Source organism: Micromonospora sp. NBC_00898, from assembly GCF_045207895.1.
Taxonomy (GTDB): domain Bacteria; phylum Actinomycetota; class Actinomycetes; order Mycobacteriales; family Micromonosporaceae; genus Micromonospora.
In genome coordinates this window covers 7,255,276-7,272,546 of record NZ_CP108775.1, presented here as the reverse complement: position 1 = coordinate 7,272,546, position 17,271 = coordinate 7,255,276, and the positions used below count along the sequence as shown (strand labels likewise).

The window sequence follows — 17,271 nt, the reverse complement described above, 5'->3', positions numbered from 1 at the left end:
CTCAGTACGCTCATCGCGGTGGACCCGTCAGCACCCGGAGGTGGCCGATCGTGACCGTCCGTAGCTCCTTTGTCGTAGTGGCGAACCGACTGCCGGTCGACGAGGTGAGCACACCCGAGGGACGGCAGTGGCGACGCAGCCCGGGTGGGCTGGTCACCGCCCTGCATCCCGTCCTCGCCGAACAGCAGGGCACCTGGGTCGGCTGGGCCGGTGGCACCGGCGCCGCCCCCGAGCCGTTCGACCTGGAGGGCATCCGGCTGCACCCGGTGCCGCTGAGCGCCGAGGAACTGGAGCGCTACTACGAGGGCCAGTCCAACGCGACAATCTGGCCGCTCTACCACGACGCCGTGGAGACCCCCGCCTACAAGCGCCGGTGGCGGGAGGCGTACCGGCTGGTGAACGCGCGGTTCGCGGAGGCCGCGGCGGACGTCGCGGCCGAGGGCGCGACGGTCTGGGTGCAGGACTACCAGCTGCAACTGGTCCCGGCGATGCTGCGCGAGCTGCGGCCGGACTTGAAGATCGGCTTCTTCCTGCACATCCCGTTCCCGCCGATCGAGCTGTTCATGCAGATGCCGTTCCGGACCGAGATCCTGCGCGGCCTGCTCGGCGCCGACCTGGTCGGTTTCCAGCAGCGGCTGGCCGCGCAGAACTTCGTCCGACTGGCCCGGCACCTGCTCGGCCTGCGCTACGAGGGGCAGATGATCCAGGTCGACGGGCGGCAGGTGAAGGCCGGTGCCTTTCCGATCTCCATCGACACCCGGGAGATGGAGCGGCTGGCCGAGGATCCGGCGATCCAGGCCCGGGCCAAGCAGATCCGCGAGGAGCTGGGCAACCCCAAGACGATCATCCTGGGCGTCGACCGGCTCGACTACACCAAGGGCATCGAGCTCCGGCTGAAGGCCTTCCGCGAGCTGCTGGCTGACGGAAAGTTGACAGTCCCGGACGCCGTTATGGTGCAGGTCGCCACGCCGAGCCGCGAGCGGGTGGAGCACTACCAGGCACTCCGCGTCAAGGTGGAACGCGAAGTTGGTCGGATTAATGGCGAATTCGGACGGGTCGGGGTGCCCGCAGTGCATTATCTGCATCAGTCGTACAGTCGCTCCGAACTGGCCGCGATGTACGTCGCGGCAGACGTGATGATGGTGACCCCGCTGCGAGACGGAATGAATCTGGTGGCCAAGGAGTACGTCGCATCGCGCGCCGACCAGGGCGGCGCGCTCGTGCTCAGTGAATTCGCCGGCGCCGCGACCGAGCTGCGCCAGGCCTTTCTGTGCAACCCGCACGACCCCGACGCGGTCAAGGACGCGCTGCTGCGCGCCGTGCACGTCGAGAAACCGGAGGCCCGCCGTCGGATCCGGGTGATGCAACGTCACCTGCGCACCCACGACGTGGGGCACTGGGCCAAGTCCTTCCTGACCGAACTCGGCGCGCCCGAGACGGAGGCCGCGTGAACGTCACCGCACCCGCCACCCCGCACGGCGGTGTGATGGACCCCGAGCTGCGCGCCGCCATCGGCCGCATCGCCCGGGTCCCCCAGCTCCTGATCGCCTGCGACTACGACGGCACCCTCGCGCCGATCGTCGAGGACCCGAGCAAGGCCGTGCCGCTGCCCGAGTCGGTGGCCGCCGTCCGCGCGCTGGCCTCGCTGCCGCAGACCACCGTCGCGGTGGTCTCGGGCCGGGCGCTGCGCGACCTGGCCGCGCTCTCCCGGCTGCCCAGCGAGGTCCACCTCGTCGGCAGCCACGGCTCGGAGTTCGACATCGGCTTCGTCGAGCGGCTCTCGCCGGAGCTGATCGCGGTCCGGACCCGGCTGCGCGACGCGCTGCGCGAGATCGCCGCGAACCACCCCGGGGTACGCCTCGAACGCAAGCCGGCCAGCGTCGCGGTGCACACCCGCGGGGTGGCCCCGCAGGTCGCCGCCGCCGCCATCGAGGCGGTCCGCAGCGGCCCGGCCACCTGGGACGACGTCACCGTCACCCAGGGCAAGGAGGTCATCGAGCTGTCCGTGGTGGCCACCCACAAGGGCACCGCGGTCGACCAGCTGCGCACGCAGCTCGCGGCGAGCGCCGTGCTGTTCATCGGCGACGACGTCACCGACGAGAACGCCTTCGGCAACCTGCACGGGCCGGACGTCGGCATCAAGATCGGCCCGGGTGACACCCGGGCCGACTACCGGGTGGCCGAGCCGATCGAGGCGGCCCGGGCGCTGGGCCTGCTGCTGGAGACCCGGCGGCACTGGCTCTTCGGCGAGCGGGCGGTCCCGATCGAGCGGCACTCGATGCTGGCCAACGGCCGGACGGTCGCGCTGCTGACCCCCGACGCCAAGGTCACCTGGCTCTGTCACCCCAAGCCGGACTCGGCGGCGATCTTCGCCGACCTGGTCGGCGGCAGCCCCGCCGGGCACTTCAGCATCGCCCCCGAGCGCGGTGGCATCCCGCTCGGGCAGCGCTACCGCAGCGGCACCATGACGGTGGAGACCCGCTGGTCCGGGCTGACCGTGACCGACTGGCTGGACCTGCCGGCCCGCGAGACCACCCCGGACGGCCCGGCCATCGTCACCGGCGACTCGACCCTGGTCCGGGTCCTCACCGGCTCCGGCCGGGTCCGGATCGACTTCGCCCCCCGTCCCGAGTTCGGCCAGGTCGCGGTGCAGCTCCAGCCCCTGGACGACGGGCTGCTGGTGCTCGGCTCCAACGAGCCGGTGGCGCTCTACTCCCCCGGCGTCGAGTGGGAGGTGACCAACGACGGCGGGTACGAGAACGCGCGAGCGGTGGTCGACCTCTCCGCCGCCGGCGGTCAGGTGGTGCTGGAGCTGCGCTTCGGCACGCAGAGCCTGGAGCACCACCGGGTGCCCATCCACGAGCGGCAGGCCGCGGCCGAGCAGCCCTGGAAGGACTGGGTGGCCGGGCTCCGACTGCCCGGCACCGCCCGGGATCTGGTCGCCCGCAGCGCGCTCACCCTGCGCGGGCTCTGCCACGAGGCGACCGGCTCGATCCTGGCCGCGGCGACCACGTCGCTGCCCGAGGAGCTTGGTGGGGTCCGCAACTGGGACTACCGCTACTGCTGGCTGCGGGACGCGGCGTTGACCGCCCGGGCGCTGGTCGACCTCGGCTCGACCGAGGAGGCGGAGGGGCTGCTGCGCTGGATCGACGGTGTGATCGAGCGCACCGGCGGGCACCCGGAGCGGCTGCACCCGCTCTACACCGTCGACGGGTACGAGCTGGGCGCCGAGGCGGTCATCGACACCCTGCCCGGGTACGCCGGCTCCCGGCCGGTCCGGGTCGGCAACCTGGCCAACCACCAGCTCCAGCTCGACGTCTTCGGCCCGGTCGCCGACCTGATCGCCGCGGTGGCCGACGCCCGGGGCTCGGTGCGCGACGACGAGTGGCGGGTGCTGGAGAACATGGTCGAGGCGGTCCGCCGCCGCTGGCACGAGCCCGACCACGGCATCTGGGAGGCCCGCCTCCCGCCGCGGCACCACATCTTTTCCAAGGTGATGTGCTGGATGACGGTCGACCGGGCGCTGCACGTGGTGCGCCAGCACGGCCACGAGGACCGGCCGGAGTGGGTGGAGCTGCGCGAGCGGATCGGCGCGAACGTGCTGGAGTACGGCTGGCACGACGAGGCCGAGGCGTACAGCGTCGCGTACGGGCACGAGGAGATGGACGCCTCGTCGCTCTGGATCGGCCTGTCCGGGCTGCTCCCCGGCGACGACCCGCGCTTCCTGTCGACGGTGCTGAAGATCGAGGCGGACCTGCGCAGCGGGCCGGTCGTCTACCGGTACCACTGGGACGACGGCCTGCCCGGCCGGGAGGGCGGCTTCCACATCTGCACGGCGTGGCTGATCGAGGCGTACCTGCGCACCGGTCGACGCACCGACGCCGAGGAACTGTTCACCCTGATGGTCGACACGGCCGGACCGACCGGACTGCTCCCCGAGCAGTACGACCCCCTCGCCGAGCGCGGCCTGGGCAACCACCCGCAGGCGTACAGCCACCTCGGCCTGGTCCGGTGCGCCCTGCTGCTGGACAACATGCTCAAGCAGTAACTGAACGGTGACGACGGCGGCGGCGGACCCAGGTTCGCCGCCGTCGTGCTATCCGTGCCGGCGCGACGTGCCACGGGAGTTCGCGGCGCCGCCTTTGCTCTGCTACAGCGGAGGCAACACTGGGGGCGGCCGGGTGTTGCGTGGGCTGCAGCAGAGCAAAGGGCGTGAGCAACTAGTCCAGCGGCGGGCGGCGGCGGGCGGGCGGGCGGGCGGGCGGGCGGGCGGGCGGGCGGATCATTACAACGTCAGGGCGTTGACCACATCGCCGACGACCACCACGGCCGGCGGCCGCAGCCCGGCGGCGACCACGTCCTGCGCCACCGCGCCGAGCGTCGACCGCAGCAGCCGTTGGCCGCTGGTGGTCCCCTCCTGCACCACGGCGGCCGGGGTGTCCGCCGCGCGGCCGTGCGCGACGAGCGCCGCGCTGATGGCGGCCAGGTTCTTCAGCCCCATCAGGATCACCAGGGTCCCGCGCAGGGCGGCGAGCGCCTCCCAACGCACCAGCGAGTCCGGCGAGTCCGGCGCGACGTGCCCGGAGACCACGGTGAACTCGTGCGCCACCGCCCGGTGGGTGACCGGCACGCCGGCCACCGCGGGCACGGCGATCGCGCTGGTGACCCCGGGGACCACCGTCACCGGCACGCCGGCCTCGGCACAGGCCAGCAGCTCCTCGCCACCGCGGCCGAAGACGTACGGGTCGCCGCCCTTGAGCCGGACCACGACCTTTCCGGCCAGCGCCCGGTCGACCAGGATCCGGTTGATCTCCTCCTGGGCGCGGGACGGGCCGTAGGGGATCTTGGAGGCGTCGACCAGCTCGACGTCGGGGCGCAGCTCGTCGAGGAGCAGCCCGGGGACGAGGCGGTCGGCGACCACCACGTCCGCCTCGGTGAGCAGCCGCCACCCCTTCACGGTGATCAGCTCCGGGTCCCCCGGCCCCGCGCCCACCAGCGCCACCCGTCCCGTTACCCGTTCCCCACCAGTGTCAGCAGGGGGCCCCTGCTCTACCGGAGGCGTCAACAGGGGGCCCTTCCTTGCACCCAGCAGATCCCGGACGGCGTCGCGGACGGTCATCGCGCGGTGCGGGTCGCCGCCGCCGAGCACCGCCACGGTGACCGGGCCGTGCCGGGTCACCGCCGGGGTCCACGCGGTGGCGGCGGTGCGGTCGTCGGCGCGTACGCAGAAGATCCGGCGCTCGGCGGCGGCGGCGCTGACCGCGGCGGCGGCCGCCCGGTCGTCGACGGCGGCCTGTACCAGCCACGCGCCGTCCAGGTCGGCCGGGACGAACCGGCGCGGCTCCCAGCGCAGCCGACCCGCGTCGACGTGGGCGCGCAGCGCCGGGGTCAGCTCCGGCGAGACCAGCAGGACGTCCGCGCCCGCGTCGAGCAGGGCGGGCACCCGCCGGGTGGCGACCGCCCCGCCGCCCACCACGACCACGCGCCGGCCCGCGAGCCGCAGGCCCAGGGGGTACGGGTTGCCGGTCACTTCTCGGCCACCCCGGCCGAGTCGAAGGTCGCCACCTCGTGCAGCACCCGGACCGCGCCGGTGACCACCGGCAGCGCGAGCAGCGCGCCGGTCCCCTCGCCGAGGCGCAGCCCGAGGTCGATCAGCGGGTCGAGGCCCAGGTGGCGCAGCGCCACGGTGGCCCCCGGCTCGGCGGAACGGTGCCCGGCGACCATCGCCCCGACCGCGTCCGGCGCGAACGCGGCGGCGGCGAGCGCGGCGCTGACCGCGATCACGCCGTCCAGCAGCACCGGGACCCGGCGGGCCGCGGCGCCCAGGATCAGCCCGGCCAGCGCGGCGTGCTCCAGCCCGCCGACCGCGGCCAGCACACCCAGCGGGTCCGCCGGGTCGGGCGCGTGCCGATCGAGCGCGGCGCGCACCACGTCGATCTTCCGCCGGTACGTCTCGTCGTCGACCCCCGTCCCGCGACCGGTCGCCGCCACCGGGTCGACCCCGGCGAAGGCCGCGATCAGCGCAGCGGCCGGCGTGGTGTTGCCGATGCCCATGTCCCCGGTCAGCAGGATGCCCGCCCCCGCGTCGACCAGCTCGCCGGCGACCCGGATGCCGGTCTCCACCGCCGCCCGCGCCTCCTGCCGGGTCAGCGCGGCGGTCACCGTCATGTCCCGGGTGCCGGGCCGGACGTTCGCGGCCACCAGCCGGGGTCCGGCCGGGCCGGACGCCTCGGCCGGCTCCACCGGCAAGGGGGTGGCCACGCCGACGTCCACCACGGTCACCGACGCGCCGGCCTGCCGGGCGAACGCGTTCACCACCGCGCCGCCGGCCAGGAAGTTGCCGATCATCTGGGCGGTGACCTCCTGCGGCCAGGGAGTCACCCCCTGGGCGTGCACCCCGTGGTCACCGGCGAAGATCGCCACCGCGGCCGGCTCCGGCAGCGGTGGCGGGCAACTCCCGGCCAGGCCGGCGAGGCGTACCGAGAGGGGTTCCAGGGCGCCGAGCGACCCGGCGGGCTTGGTCAGCCGGCCGTGGAGGTCGCGGGCGGCAGCCATCGCCGCCTCGTCGAGCGGCCCGATCGCCGCCACGGTGGATTCCAACATCATGCCTCCAGGATCTCCGCCAGTACCTCGGTGAACGCGTCCGTGGTGGCCGGGTCGCGCACGGCGATCCGCAGCCAGTCCGGGCCGAGCCCGGGGAAGGTGTCGCCCCGACGGACCGCCCAGCCGCGTTCGCGCAACCGCTCCCGGACCCGGTCGGCGCCGGGCCGGTGGATCAGCACGAAGGCGCTGGCCGGGTGGCCCGCGACGCGTACCCCGGGAAGGTGGGACAGGCGGGCCACCAGGTGGTCGCGGTCGGCGGCGAGCCGCGCGGCGATGGCGCGCTCGGCCGCGACCGCCGCCGGCGACGCGCAGGCGGTGGCGGCCGCGAGCGCCGGGGTGGAGACCGCCCAGAGCGGCTGGGCGGCGGCGAGGCGGGCGAGCAGCCCGGCGTCGCCGAGCAGGTAGCCGATCCGCAGGCCGGCCAGCGCCCAGGTCTTGGTGAGGCTGCGCACCACGAGCAGGCCGGGCAGGTCGCGGCGGGCCGCGAGGGACTCCGGCTCGCCGTCGACGCCGGGGACGCGCGTGGTGTCGGCGAAGGCCTCGTCGACCACCAGCACCCGACCGGGCCGGGCCAGCTCGGCCAGCGCCGCCGCGGGGTGCAGCACCGAGGTGGGATTGGTCGGGTTACCGATCATGACCAGGTCGGCGTCGGCCGGCACCCGGGCCGGGTCGAGCCGGAAGCCGTCGGCCGGATCGAGCAGCACCCGTTCGACGGCGTGCCCGGCGGCCCGCAGCGCGGCTTCCGGCTCGGTGAACTGCGGGTGCACCACCACCGGTCGCCGGGCGTCGCGCAGCGCCCGGGCGATCAGCACGAAGGCCTCGGCGGCGCCGGCGGTGAGGAGTACCTCCTCCGGGGGACGCTTGTGCCGAGCGGCGACGGCGGCGCGGGCCGGCCCCGGGTCCGGGTACGCGGCCAGGTCGGCCAGCGACGCGACCAGCGGGTCGGCCAGCCAGTCCGGCATCGGCGCCCGGCGGACGTTGACGGCGAGGTCGACCAGGCCGGGGGTGGCCTCGACGTCGCCGTGGTGGGCGAGGTCCGGCTCCGGCCCGACCGCCGGGCCCGATCCGGGGCCAGGCGTCCCGATCAGCTCAGCACGCATGTCCGCGATCCTGCCGGGAAGCTGCCGTGCGGGACAGCGGATCCCGGCGTGGGCCGCGTCACCACCCCTCCACCCGGTCGCCCGTTTATGAATTCTTCTCATTTCCGAATCGGAAATGTCATAGCTTGACCACGTGAGCAACCGACCCCTTGCCTCCGCTGGTCGTGCCGTTCCCCTCCTCCGCGCCGGGCTGATCGCCGGCATCGTGGTCGCCGCCGCGGCGTACCCGTTGGCCGCCGTCACCGGCATCGGCGCCAAGGCCACCGCGCACGCAGTGGAGCAGAAGACGAGCATCCTGAAGACCGCGCTGCCCGCCGAGACGTCGTACCTGTACGCGCCGGACGGCAGGACCGTGCTGACGATGTTCTATGAGGAATACCGGCAGTACACCAAGATCTCGGACATGTCGCCCAACATCCAGCAGGCGATCGTCGCCGCCGAGGACAACCGCTTCTACCAGCACCACGGCGTCGACCCGAAGGGCGTCGCCCGCGCCTTCGTGTCCAACGCCCGCTCCGGCGGCGTCTCCCAGGGCGCCTCCACGCTGACCATGCAGTACGTCCGGATGGCCCTGCGGGACAGCGCCAGCACCCCGAAAGAGGTCCAGGAGGCCACCCAGCAGACCAGCCTGCGCAAGGTCAAGGAAATGCGGATGGCGCTGGACATCGAGAAGGAGCTGAGCAAGGAACAGATCCTGGAGCGCTACCTCAACTCGGCCTACTTCGGCCACCGGGCGTACGGGATCTACGCGGCCTCGCAGATCTTCTTCTCCAAGACTCCGGACACCCTCAGCCCGGTCGAGGCGGCCACCCTGGCCGGCCTGGTCAAGTCCCCCTCCGAGTACGACCCGATCACCTCGGACCAGAAGGACGCCACCGGGCGGCGCAACTACGTGCTGGACCGGATGTCCCAGCTCGGCTACCTCTCCCCCGACGCGGCGACAGCGGCGAAGTCGCAGCCGATCCAGCTGAAGCTCACCAATCCGCCGAACGACTGCGCCTCGATCGACGACAAGTACCGCACCTGGGGCTTCGCCTGCGACTACCTGAAGAACTGGTGGAGCGCCCAACCGGCGTTCGGTGAGAACCGGCTGGAGCGGATGGACAAGCTGCGCCGCGGCGGCTACCGGATCGTGCTCAGCATCGACCCGAAGATCCAGGACGCGGCCGAGAAGAACGTCGGCGCCAAGGACGGCACCGGCAGCCCGTTCGCCAACGGGATCGTGGTGGCCGAGCCGGGCACCGGGCGGGTGAAGGCGATGGCGGTGAACCGCAACTACTCGCTGGACCTGAGCGAGAACGGGCCCAGCTCCAACCCGGAGGCCGACCCGAAGACCAAGGCGAACTACCCGAACACGGTCGCCCCGCTGCTCGGCGGCGGCACCCTACCGGGCTACCAGGCCGGATCGACGTTCAAGATGTTCCCGATGCTGGCCGCCCTCAACTCCGGCATGACACTGTCCACCGCGTTCAACTCGCCGTACCGCTACCAGTCGGCGATCTACGACGGGTGGGCGCCGTCGAACGCCAGCGCCGCGATGACCGGCCGGCAGACCATGTGGTCCGGTTTCGGCAAGTCGGTGAACACCTACTTCGTGCAGCTGGAGGAGCAGGTCGGCGCGGACAAGGCGGTCCGCCTCGCCGAGCAGCTCGGGCTGCGCTGGCGGACCGACGTGGACAAGGAGCAGGCCTCGCCGGGCAAGGCGAAGAAGTGGGGCGCCTTCACCCTGGGGGTCTCCGACGCCACCCCGCTGGAGATGGCCAACGCGTACGCGGCGGTCGCCGCGGACGGCCGGTACTGCGAGGCCATCCCGGTGAACGCGATCCTGAACCGGGACGGCACGCCGGCCGTGTACACCACGCCCGGCGGGGTGCAGCGGGAGGTCGCCAAGCCGCGCTGCCGGCAGGTGGTCAGCGCGGACGCGGCCCGGGCCGCCACCGACGCCGCCCGCTGCCCGACCGGCGACACCCCGGCGCGGGGCGGCTGCGGCGGCTGGTCGACCGCGGACAGCGTCCGGGGCACGGTGGGCCGCCCGGTGGCCGGCAAGACGGGTACCACGGACAGCACCCGGTCCGCCTGGTTCGTCGGGTACACCCCCGAGCTGGCGGCGGCGAGCTTCATCGCCGACCCGGACAATCCGTTCAACGCGGTGGGTGACGGTCAGTCGCAGATCCCGGTGAACGCGGTGGCCGAGACCCTGCGCGACGCGCTCAAGGGCCAGCCCACCCGCCAGTTCACCCCGCCGTCCGACCGGATCGTCGGCTGACCGCCGCGCCGACCACCACCACCGGACCGCCCGGGGGTGCGCCCGGGTTAGTCGATCAGGAGGTTCGCGTCCCGACGCGAACCTCCTGATCGACTTCCGTCGCGGCGTGGGCCGCGGTGAGCTGCCAGAACTCGGTGCGCAGGGTGGAGACGGTCAGTGCCGGAAGCGGCGCACGGCCACCTGACCGATCACGCCGGAGCCTCCGCCGTCGCCGGCTCCACCGCCACGGCGGCCACCAGCCGCGCGGCGATCTCCGGATACGCGGCCCAGTGCGGGACGAGCTGCGAGGCGTGCACACCCCGCCAGACGAAGCCCTCCGGCGCGCCGCCGTCCCAGCTCCACGCCGGCCGCTCGCCGGCCCGCGGGGTGAGCACCGCGCCGTGCTGCTTGTGCCCGACCACCACCGTGCCGGCGGCGGCCACCACGCTGTCCGTCCGGGCGGTCGCCTCCCGGTAGCCGATCACCATGCCGTCCCGGCTCGCGCCGATCGCGTCGAGCACCCCGCACATCGGCAGCCCGTCCAGCTCCCGGGCCAGCCAGAGCAGGCCGGCGCCCTCGGCGATCACCGGGCGGCCGGTACGGGCCAGCTCGGCCACGGCGATGCAGAGCCGACGGTTGGCCGACAGCTCGTCCGCGTACGACTCGGGGAGCCCGCCGCCGACCACCAGCGCGCGGGTGCCTGCGGGCAGGGCCTCGTCGCGCAGCGGGTCGAACGTGACCACCTCGGCGCCGGCGGCGCGGAGCAGCTCGGCCGTCTCCGGGTGGCTGTAGTCGCCGCCCGGGCCACCGGCCAGCGCGACCACCGGACGCGCCCCGGTCGGCGCCCCCGCCGGTTCCGGCGACCAGGGGTCGACGGTCAGCTCCGGCGCCGAGCGGGCCAGCACCAGCAGCCGGTCCAGGTCGACCGTGGCGGCCACCGCCTCGCCGAGCCGGCGCACCGCGCGGACCGCCTCGGCGTCCCGCGCGATCGCCGGGACCAGGCCGTGCCGCCGGGCGGGCAGCACCGGGGGCAGCTCGTGCCGGCGCAGCGCGCCGTAGACCGGCACGCCGATGTCGTCGAGGGCCTCGCGGAGCATCGCCTCGTGCCGGGGCGAGGCCACCCGGTTGAGGATCACGCCGCCTAGCCAGAGCTGCTCGTCGTACGCCCGGAAACCGTGCACCAGGGCGGCCACCGACTGCCCCATCGCGGCCACGTCCACCATCAGCACGACCGGGCTGCGCAGGGCGGCGGCGACCGCCGCCGTGGACTCGGTCTCCGGCCGGCCGGCAACCGAGTCGTACAGCCCCATGGTGCCCTGCACCACCGCGAGCCCGGCGCCCGCGGACCCGTGCGCGAAGAGCGGGGCGATCCGCTCCGGCCCGACGAGCCGGGGGTCCAGGTTGCGCCCCGGGCGGCCGGCGGCCAGCCCCAGGTACGCCGCGTCGACCTGATCCGGGCCGATCTTGAAGCCGGCCACGTCGAGCCCCCGGTCCGCCAGCGCGGCGAGCAGCCCGAGGGAGAGGGCACCGGTGCCGTGCCCCGAGGAGGGCGCGCTCAGCAGGACGCGCGGCACGACGGTCATCATCGACTCCTCGCAGGCGACGGGACGTACGCGGGGTGGTGCGCCGCGGCGGGCCGGTCGCGCGGTCCGCCCGCGTGACCATACCCGGCGGAACCGACCGGCGGCGGCCGCCGACCGGCCGGTTCGGGGCCCGCACAGCTCAGTGGCCCCGCTCATACGGGTAGCCTCAACGCGTGTACCGGTTCCTGCTCACCCCGCGCTGGCTGGGCTGTCTCGCGCTGACCCTGGTCGCCGCCGCGCTGATGGTGTTCCTCGGCAACTGGCAGCTGGACCGCTACCGGGGCCGTACGGCGATCAACGAGCGGATCGACGCCGGCGCGACGATGGCTCCGGCGCCGCTGCGCGACTCGATGCCCGCCCCGACCGGCGGGCCCGGCACCGCCGGTCCCGCTCCCGCCGACCGGCTCACCTGGACCCGGGCCACCGCCACCGGCCGGTACGACCCCGCGAACATCGTCCTGGTCCGCGGCCGGACGGTCGACAACACGGTCGGCTTCGAGGTGCTCACCCCGCTGGTCCTCGCCGACGGCACCGCCGTCCTGGTCGACCGGGGCTGGATCCCGCCGGCCCCCGGCGCCGGCGCCACCTCCCAGCCGCCGGTACCGGCCGCGCCGACCGGCGAGGTGACCGTCACCGGCCGGGTGGTGTCCAGCGAGAGCGGCGGCGGCGCGGTGGACCGCCGCGACGGCAAGCTGGAGACCCGGTGGATCGGCGTGAGCCGGCTCGCCCGGGAGTTGCCCTACCCGGTCCACGGCGGCTACCTGCTGCTCGACCAGCAGACCCCGGCCGCCGACCCGGCCTTCCAGGCGGTGCCGATCGGGCACACCAACAACTGGCAGAACTTCGGCTACGTGGTGCAGTGGTGGCTCTTCGCCGGCATGAGCCTCGTCGGCTACGGCTGGGTCGCCCGCCGGGAGGCGCGCCGGGCGGCCGGGCTGGACAAGCCCCGCCCGCCCGTCGACCGGGCCGCGGAACCGGCGCCGAGCGCGTCGGTCTGACCGGTCGGGCTACCGCTCAGCCGGTGACCCGGCCGGCGTGGATGGCCCGGACCGCGTTGATGGTGTCGGCCTCCGCCGCGGTCTTGTCGTCCCGGTACCGCACCACGCGGGCGAACCGCAGCGCCATCCCGCCCGGGTAGCGGCTGCTGGTCTGCACCCCGTCGAACGCGATCTCGACGACCTGCTCGGGACGCACCCGGACCACCCAGTCGCCCTTCTCCACCGCCAGGTCGAGGAACCGCCCGGTCTGCCAGCGCAGCAGCTCGTCGGTGAGCCCCTTGAACGTCTTGCCGAGCATCACGAACTCGCCGGTACGTGGATCCCGGGCGCCCAGGTGGAGGTTGGACAGCCAGCCCTGCCGCCGCCCACTCCCCCACTCCACCGCCAGCACCACCAGGTCGAGGGTGTGCCGGGGCTTGACCTTGACCCAGGCCGACCCGCGCCGACCCGCGTCGTAGGGGGCCGCCGGGTCCTTGACCACCACCCCCTCCTGGCCGGCCTCGATCGCCGCGGCGAACGCCTCGCCGGCCTGCTCGGGCCCGTCCACCTCCATCCGGCCGACCAGCAGCGTCGGGTCCACCGCACCGGCCAGCGCCGCCCACCGCTCCCGGCCCGGCAGATCGATCAGATCCGCGCCGTCGAGGTGCAGCAGGTCGAAGAAGTACGGGGTCAGCACGGTCTCGCCGGTCGTCTCGGCGGCGGCCAGCACGGCCGGGGCGACCGGGTTGCCACCGGTGGTGCTGGGCGTGGTGCGGCGGGCGGCCCGGCTGGCGGTCTGCTGGAACGGCAGCGGGCGGCCGGTGGCGTCCAACCCGATCGCCTCACCGTCGAGGACCAGCTCCCGGGCGGGCAGCGCGCGCACCGCGGCGACCACCTCGGGCAGCCGGGAGGTGATCTCGTCCAGGCTGCGGGTGAAGACGGCGATGTCCTGGCCGGAGCGGTGCACCTGGATCCGAATGCCGTCCAGCTTGACGTCGACCACCGCCGGGACGCCGGTCGCGGTGAGCGCCTCGTCCACCGAAGGGGCGCTCTGCGCCAGCATCGGGGCCAGCGGGCGGCCGACCTGGAGCCCGAAACCGGCCAGCGCGGCCGCGCCGCCGGAGAGCGCGGCCACCGCGACGGCCCGCAGGTCGCCGGCGAGCAGTAACGCCCGGCGTACGGCCAGCACGGGCACCTCGGCGGCCCGGGCCACCGCGTCGGCGAGCAGCCCGGCCTGGGCGCCCTGCCGCAGCTCGCCGCTGAACAGGCCGCGAAGCATCCGCTGCTCGTCGGCGGTGGCCGCGGCGAAGAGCCGGCCGACCAGCTCCCGGCGACGGGCCTGCGAACCGGGGCCCCGGACCGCCGCGATCTCGTCGATCGCCGCGTCGACCCCGGCCACGGTCAGCGTGGGCTCGGCGGCCGGTGGGGGCAGGTCACGCAGGCCGGCCCAGCCGACCCCGGTCTGCCGTTGGCGCAGCTCGCCGGCGAGATAGCCGGAGCCGGCCGGCACCTCGGGCGGGTCGAGCCCGCGGAGCGCGGCGGCGAGCAGCTCCACCTTGGCCCGCCGGCCGCTGGTGGCGCCCACCGCGGCGGAGGTGGCCGCCAGGTCGAGGAACCGCACGGATCCCATCCTGCCAGCCACCGCCGACACCGCGACGGACCTCGACCGGGCGACGGATCCCGTGCGCCGCCCGGCCGAGCCGGGGCCGAGGCCGGTCAGGCCGAGACGGGCTCCTCGATCCGCAGGCCGCGCCCGCGGACCTCCTCGGCGACCCGGGTGAGCAGGGTGTCGAGCGCGACCAGCACCGCGGACAGCTCACCGAGCTGATCCTTGAGAGTGTCCTCGGGCCACGCGGAGACGTCGACGTCCCCCAGAGCACTCACGGCGGCCTGGAGCCGCGCCATCTCGTCGTTCGTACGCATGTTCGAAAGGCTATAACACCCCTGCCCCCGACACACCCCAAACTCCGACATCGGCCCCGAAGTTGCGGTTCTCCACAGCTAGCTCCGGTTCGCGCCCGCCTCGGCGACCTTCGCCAGCAGCAACGCCTCGGCCAGGCAGACCCGGGCGAACTCGCCCAGGTGCAGGCTCTCGTTCGGGCCGTGCGCCAGGGCGTGCGGGTCCTCCACACCGGTCACCAGGATCGCCGCCTGCGGGAACATCTCCTGGAAGGTGGCGATGAACGGGATCGACCCGCCGACGCCGATGTCCACCGGGTCGGTGCCGTCCCAGGCGCCCCGGAAGGCCGACCGGGCCGCGTCGAACATCGGCCCGGTGGCGTCGATGACGCAGGGGTCGCCGTCGTGCTCGAAGGTGACCGTCACCTGCGCGCCCCACGGGGCGTACTCCTCCAGGTGCGCGCGGAGCGCCGCGTACGCCTTCTTCGGGTCGTCGCCCGGTGCCAGCCGTACGCTCAGCTTCGCCTTGGCGGACGGGACCAGCGCGTTCGGCGCCTCGCCGGTGGCCGGGGCGTCGATGCCGAGCACGGCGAGCGCGGGCTTGGTCCAGAGCCGGTCGGTGATCCGGCCGGTACCGATGAACTGCACGCCCTCGGCCAGGCCGGCCTCCACGCGGAACCGGTCCTCCGGGTAGTCGACGGCGGCGCCCTCCCGGCCGACCAGGCCCTCGACGGCCACGTCACCGGCGTCGTCGTGCAAGGTAGCCAGCAGCCGGACCAGCGCGGTCAACGCGTCCGGCACCGCACCGCCGAACATGCCGCTGTGCACGGCGTGCTCCAGCGTGCGGACCTCGACGAAGCAGTTGACGATGCCGCGCAGCGAGGTGGTCAGCGCCGGTTCGCCGATGTCCCAGTTGCCGGAGTCGGCGATCACGATGACGTCCGAGGCGATCTCGTCGCGGTACTCGGCGAGCAGCCGCTCCAGCGAATCGGAGCCGTACTCCTCCTCGCCCTCGATGAAGAGGACCACGCCGACCGGGAGGCGGTCGCCGAACGCGCGCAGCGCCGCGACGTGCGCCATGATTCCGGCCTTGTCGTCGGCCGCGCCCCGGCCGTAGAGGCGGCCGTCCCGCTCCACCGGCTCGAACGGGTCGGACAACCACAGCAGGCGGTCGCCGACCGGCTGGACGTCGTGGTGGGCGTAGAGCAGTACGGTGGGCGCGCCGGGCGGGGCGGCCTTCTTGCCGATCACGGCCGGCTGACCGCCGGAGCGCACGATCTTGACGTCGAGGTCGCAGCCGCGCAGCAGTTCGGCCACCGCCTCGGCCGACCGCTCCACGTGCGAGTGGTCGAAGCCCTCGAAGGCGATACCCGGAATGCGGACGAGACGTTCGAGGTCGGCACGGACTCCGGGCAGTTCACGCTCGACGGCGGCCCGCACCTCGGACTCGGACATGATCGGTGTGGTCATGACCGGCATCGTATGCCGGCCTTACTCGACGCCACCCGCCCCGCCCCGGTGCTCCCCCAGGATCCGCCGGTCAGCCGCGCCGGACGTAGTAGCGGGTGGGGTCGTGCGGGAGGGTGGGGGCGCCGTCGACCACCAGGTCCGCCGCCGCCTCCGTGCCGTCGGCGGCGAAGTGCGCCCGTTCGCCGGCGTGCCAGCGGCGCAGCTCTGGCAGGATCTCCGGCCCGTCCCGGGTGAGCGCGCGGGACAGCCGTAGCGGCGCCGGCGCGGTGACGAAGACCGACAGGGTCAGCTCCGGCCGAACCGCCGCCCGCGCCACGCTCACCCCCTCCACGATCAGCACCGGCCCGACCGGCACCGGCACCTCCCGCGGCAGGAAGCAGCGCCGCACCCAGCTGTACCGCCGGTACGCCCCGGGCCGCCCGTCCCGCAGCGGCACGAGCACCCACTCCTGCAGTCGCGGCCAGAAGGTGAGCTGGTCGTCCCAGCCGTCCAGCAGGTCGTCGGTACGCACCACCGGTGGCCGCCCCCCGCCCGGCAGCCCGGCCAGGGCGTCCGCGAGCCGCGCCGCGAAGACGCTCTTCCCCGCGCCGCTCGGCCCGTCGACGGCCACCATCCGGGTACGCCCCAACCGCGCCGGCCCGGCGAGCACCCGCCGCGCCAGCTCGGCGTACGCCTCGACCACCGCCACCGTCACCCGCCCGACGTTAGTGCCCACCACCGCCGCCGAGGCCCCGGCCGCCACCTGCCCGCTCGTCATCCCCGGCGCTCGGTCTCCGCCGGATCCCCGGCCCGCTGCCCCCGCTCGTCGCCCCCGGGGTAGGTGGTCCCCCGTCCGCTGGATCCTGCGGGGCGGCGGCGGCGTTCGGCCGCCGCAGCGGCGACGCCGCCGGCATGATCGGGAGGTGCTCCATGACGTGATGAGTCCGGGCGTCGACGCCCTCCTGGAACAGGCCCGGGCCGGGCTCCACCGGCTCACCCCGCATCAGACCGTCGAGGCGGTCCGCGCGGGCGCGCTGCTGGTCGACACGCGTACCGAGGCGCAGCGCCGCGAGGAGGGCGAGCTGCCCGGGGCGATCGTGATCGACCGGACCGTGCTGGAGTGGCGGCTCGACCCGGCGAGCGCCTGGCGGATCCCCGAGGCCACCGGCTACGACCGAAAGGTCGTGGTGGCGTGCCGGCAAGGCTACAGCTCCAGCCTCGCTGCGGCCGGTCTCCAGGCCCTCGGGCTGCGTCGGGCCACGGACATGATCGGCGGCGTGGAGGCCTGGCGGGAGGCGGGCCTGCCGATGTCCGACCGCCCCGCCGACATCCGCTACTGAGCCGGCCACGCCTCCGCCCGGCGGCCTCGGTCGGCGTGATCGCTCCCGGTCGCCTGGCTCCGCCGGCCGGCCCTC

The 17,271-nt window shown here is 74.5% G+C and carries 12 protein-coding genes and 1 pseudogene; 5 read left to right on the top strand and 8 right to left on the bottom strand.

What is annotated here, in order from left to right; all coding sequences use genetic code 11:
* The first annotated feature begins 50 nt into the window (after positions 1-50).
* Both OG799_RS35320 and otsB read left to right on the top strand, forming a co-directional pair.
* Positions 51-1,451, top strand: a complete 1,401-nt coding sequence (locus OG799_RS35320; RefSeq protein ID WP_406041657.1) for a trehalose-6-phosphate synthase — start codon at positions 51-53, stop codon at positions 1,449-1,451.
* A gap of 35 nt (positions 1,452-1,486) precedes the next feature.
* Positions 1,487-4,048, top strand: coding sequence for a trehalose-phosphatase (gene otsB, locus OG799_RS35315; RefSeq protein ID WP_406046506.1), 2,562 nt, complete (start codon positions 1,487-1,489; stop codon positions 4,046-4,048).
* 237 nt (positions 4,049-4,285) lie between these two features.
* Here the strand turns inward: otsB and cobA are convergent, their stop codons facing one another.
* The 3 genes from cobA to cobC are packed head-to-tail and all read right to left on the bottom strand — an operon-like array spanning position 4,286 to position 7,703.
* Positions 4,286-5,530, bottom strand: a complete 1,245-nt coding sequence (gene cobA / locus OG799_RS35310; protein WP_406041655.1) for a uroporphyrinogen-III C-methyltransferase — start codon at positions 5,528-5,530, stop codon at positions 4,286-4,288.
* A complete protein-coding gene (gene cobT / locus OG799_RS35305) occupies positions 5,527-6,603 on the bottom strand; it encodes a nicotinate-nucleotide--dimethylbenzimidazole phosphoribosyltransferase (protein WP_406046505.1) in 1,077 nt (358 codons plus the stop codon). Before cobT ends, cobA begins: the two co-directional genes overlap by 4 nt.
* Positions 6,603-7,703 (bottom strand): Rv2231c family pyridoxal phosphate-dependent protein CobC, encoded by a 1,101-nt coding sequence (cobC, locus tag OG799_RS35300; RefSeq protein ID WP_406041653.1) that lies wholly within the window; start codon positions 7,701-7,703, stop codon positions 6,603-6,605. The genes cobT and cobC overlap by 1 nt, the downstream gene beginning before the upstream one ends.
* 133 nt (positions 7,704-7,836) lie before the next feature.
* On the opposite strand from cobC, the gene OG799_RS35295 reads away from it, so the two are divergent.
* Positions 7,837-9,969, top strand: coding sequence for a transglycosylase domain-containing protein (locus tag OG799_RS35295; protein ID WP_406041651.1), 2,133 nt, complete (start codon positions 7,837-7,839; stop codon positions 9,967-9,969).
* Between the two features lie 188 nt (positions 9,970-10,157).
* Here the strand turns inward: OG799_RS35295 and OG799_RS35290 are convergent, their stop codons facing one another.
* A complete protein-coding gene (locus tag OG799_RS35290) occupies positions 10,158-11,531 on the bottom strand; it encodes a cobyrinate a,c-diamide synthase (protein ID WP_406041649.1) in 1,374 nt (457 codons plus the stop codon).
* Between the two features lie 173 nt (positions 11,532-11,704).
* On the opposite strand from OG799_RS35290, the gene OG799_RS35285 reads away from it, so the two are divergent.
* Positions 11,705-12,529, top strand: coding sequence for an SURF1 family protein (locus tag OG799_RS35285; protein ID WP_406041647.1), 825 nt, complete (start codon positions 11,705-11,707; stop codon positions 12,527-12,529).
* A gap of 16 nt (positions 12,530-12,545) precedes the next feature.
* Here the strand turns inward: OG799_RS35285 and OG799_RS35280 are convergent, their stop codons facing one another.
* The 4 genes and pseudogenes from OG799_RS35280 to OG799_RS35265 form a co-directional block, all read right to left on the bottom strand.
* Entirely contained in the window at positions 12,546-14,138 is a 1,593-nt protein-coding gene (locus OG799_RS35280) for an ATP-dependent DNA ligase (protein ID WP_406041645.1), read from the bottom strand.
* A gap of 86 nt (positions 14,139-14,224) precedes the next feature.
* Positions 14,225-14,431: a hypothetical protein gene (locus tag OG799_RS35275; RefSeq protein ID WP_406041643.1), complete on the bottom strand. Its 207-nt coding sequence runs from the start codon at positions 14,429-14,431 to the stop codon at positions 14,225-14,227.
* Between the two features lie 78 nt (positions 14,432-14,509).
* Complete coding sequence (locus tag OG799_RS35270; protein ID WP_406046504.1) at positions 14,510-15,862, bottom strand: dipeptidase; 1,353 nt, start codon at positions 15,860-15,862, stop codon at positions 14,510-14,512.
* A pseudogene (locus OG799_RS35265) lies at positions 15,825-16,571 on the bottom strand (uridine kinase). Before OG799_RS35265 ends, OG799_RS35270 begins: the two are co-directional and overlap by 38 nt.
* 223 nt (positions 16,572-16,794) lie before the next feature.
* Between OG799_RS35265 and OG799_RS35260 the strand changes: the two are divergent.
* Positions 16,795-17,196: a rhodanese-like domain-containing protein gene (locus tag OG799_RS35260; RefSeq protein WP_406046503.1), complete on the top strand. Its 402-nt coding sequence runs from the start codon at positions 16,795-16,797 to the stop codon at positions 17,194-17,196.
* Positions 17,197-17,271: the final 75 nt, after the last annotated feature.

Coding starts and splice junctions, on each gene's coding strand:
- otsB (WP_406046506.1), top strand. CDS start 1,487: ATGGACCCCGAGCTGCGCGCCGCCATCGGCCGCATCGCCCGGGTCCCC.
- cobT (WP_406046505.1), bottom strand. CDS start 6,603: ATGTTGGAATCCACCGTGGCGGCGATCGGGCCGCTCGACGAGGCGGCG.
- cobC (WP_406041653.1), bottom strand. CDS start 7,703: ATGCGTGCTGAGCTGATCGGGACGCCTGGCCCCGGATCGGGCCCGGCG.
- OG799_RS35290 (WP_406041649.1), bottom strand. CDS start 11,531: ATGACCGTCGTGCCGCGCGTCCTGCTGAGCGCGCCCTCCTCGGGGCAC.
- OG799_RS35280 (WP_406041645.1), bottom strand. CDS start 14,138: ATGGGATCCGTGCGGTTCCTCGACCTGGCGGCCACCTCCGCCGCGGTG.
- OG799_RS35275 (WP_406041643.1), bottom strand. CDS start 14,431: ATGCGTACGAACGACGAGATGGCGCGGCTCCAGGCCGCCGTGAGTGCT.
- OG799_RS35270 (WP_406046504.1), bottom strand. CDS start 15,862: ATGTCCGAGTCCGAGGTGCGGGCCGCCGTCGAGCGTGAACTGCCCGGA.
- OG799_RS35260 (WP_406046503.1), top strand. CDS start 16,795: ATGAGTCCGGGCGTCGACGCCCTCCTGGAACAGGCCCGGGCCGGGCTC.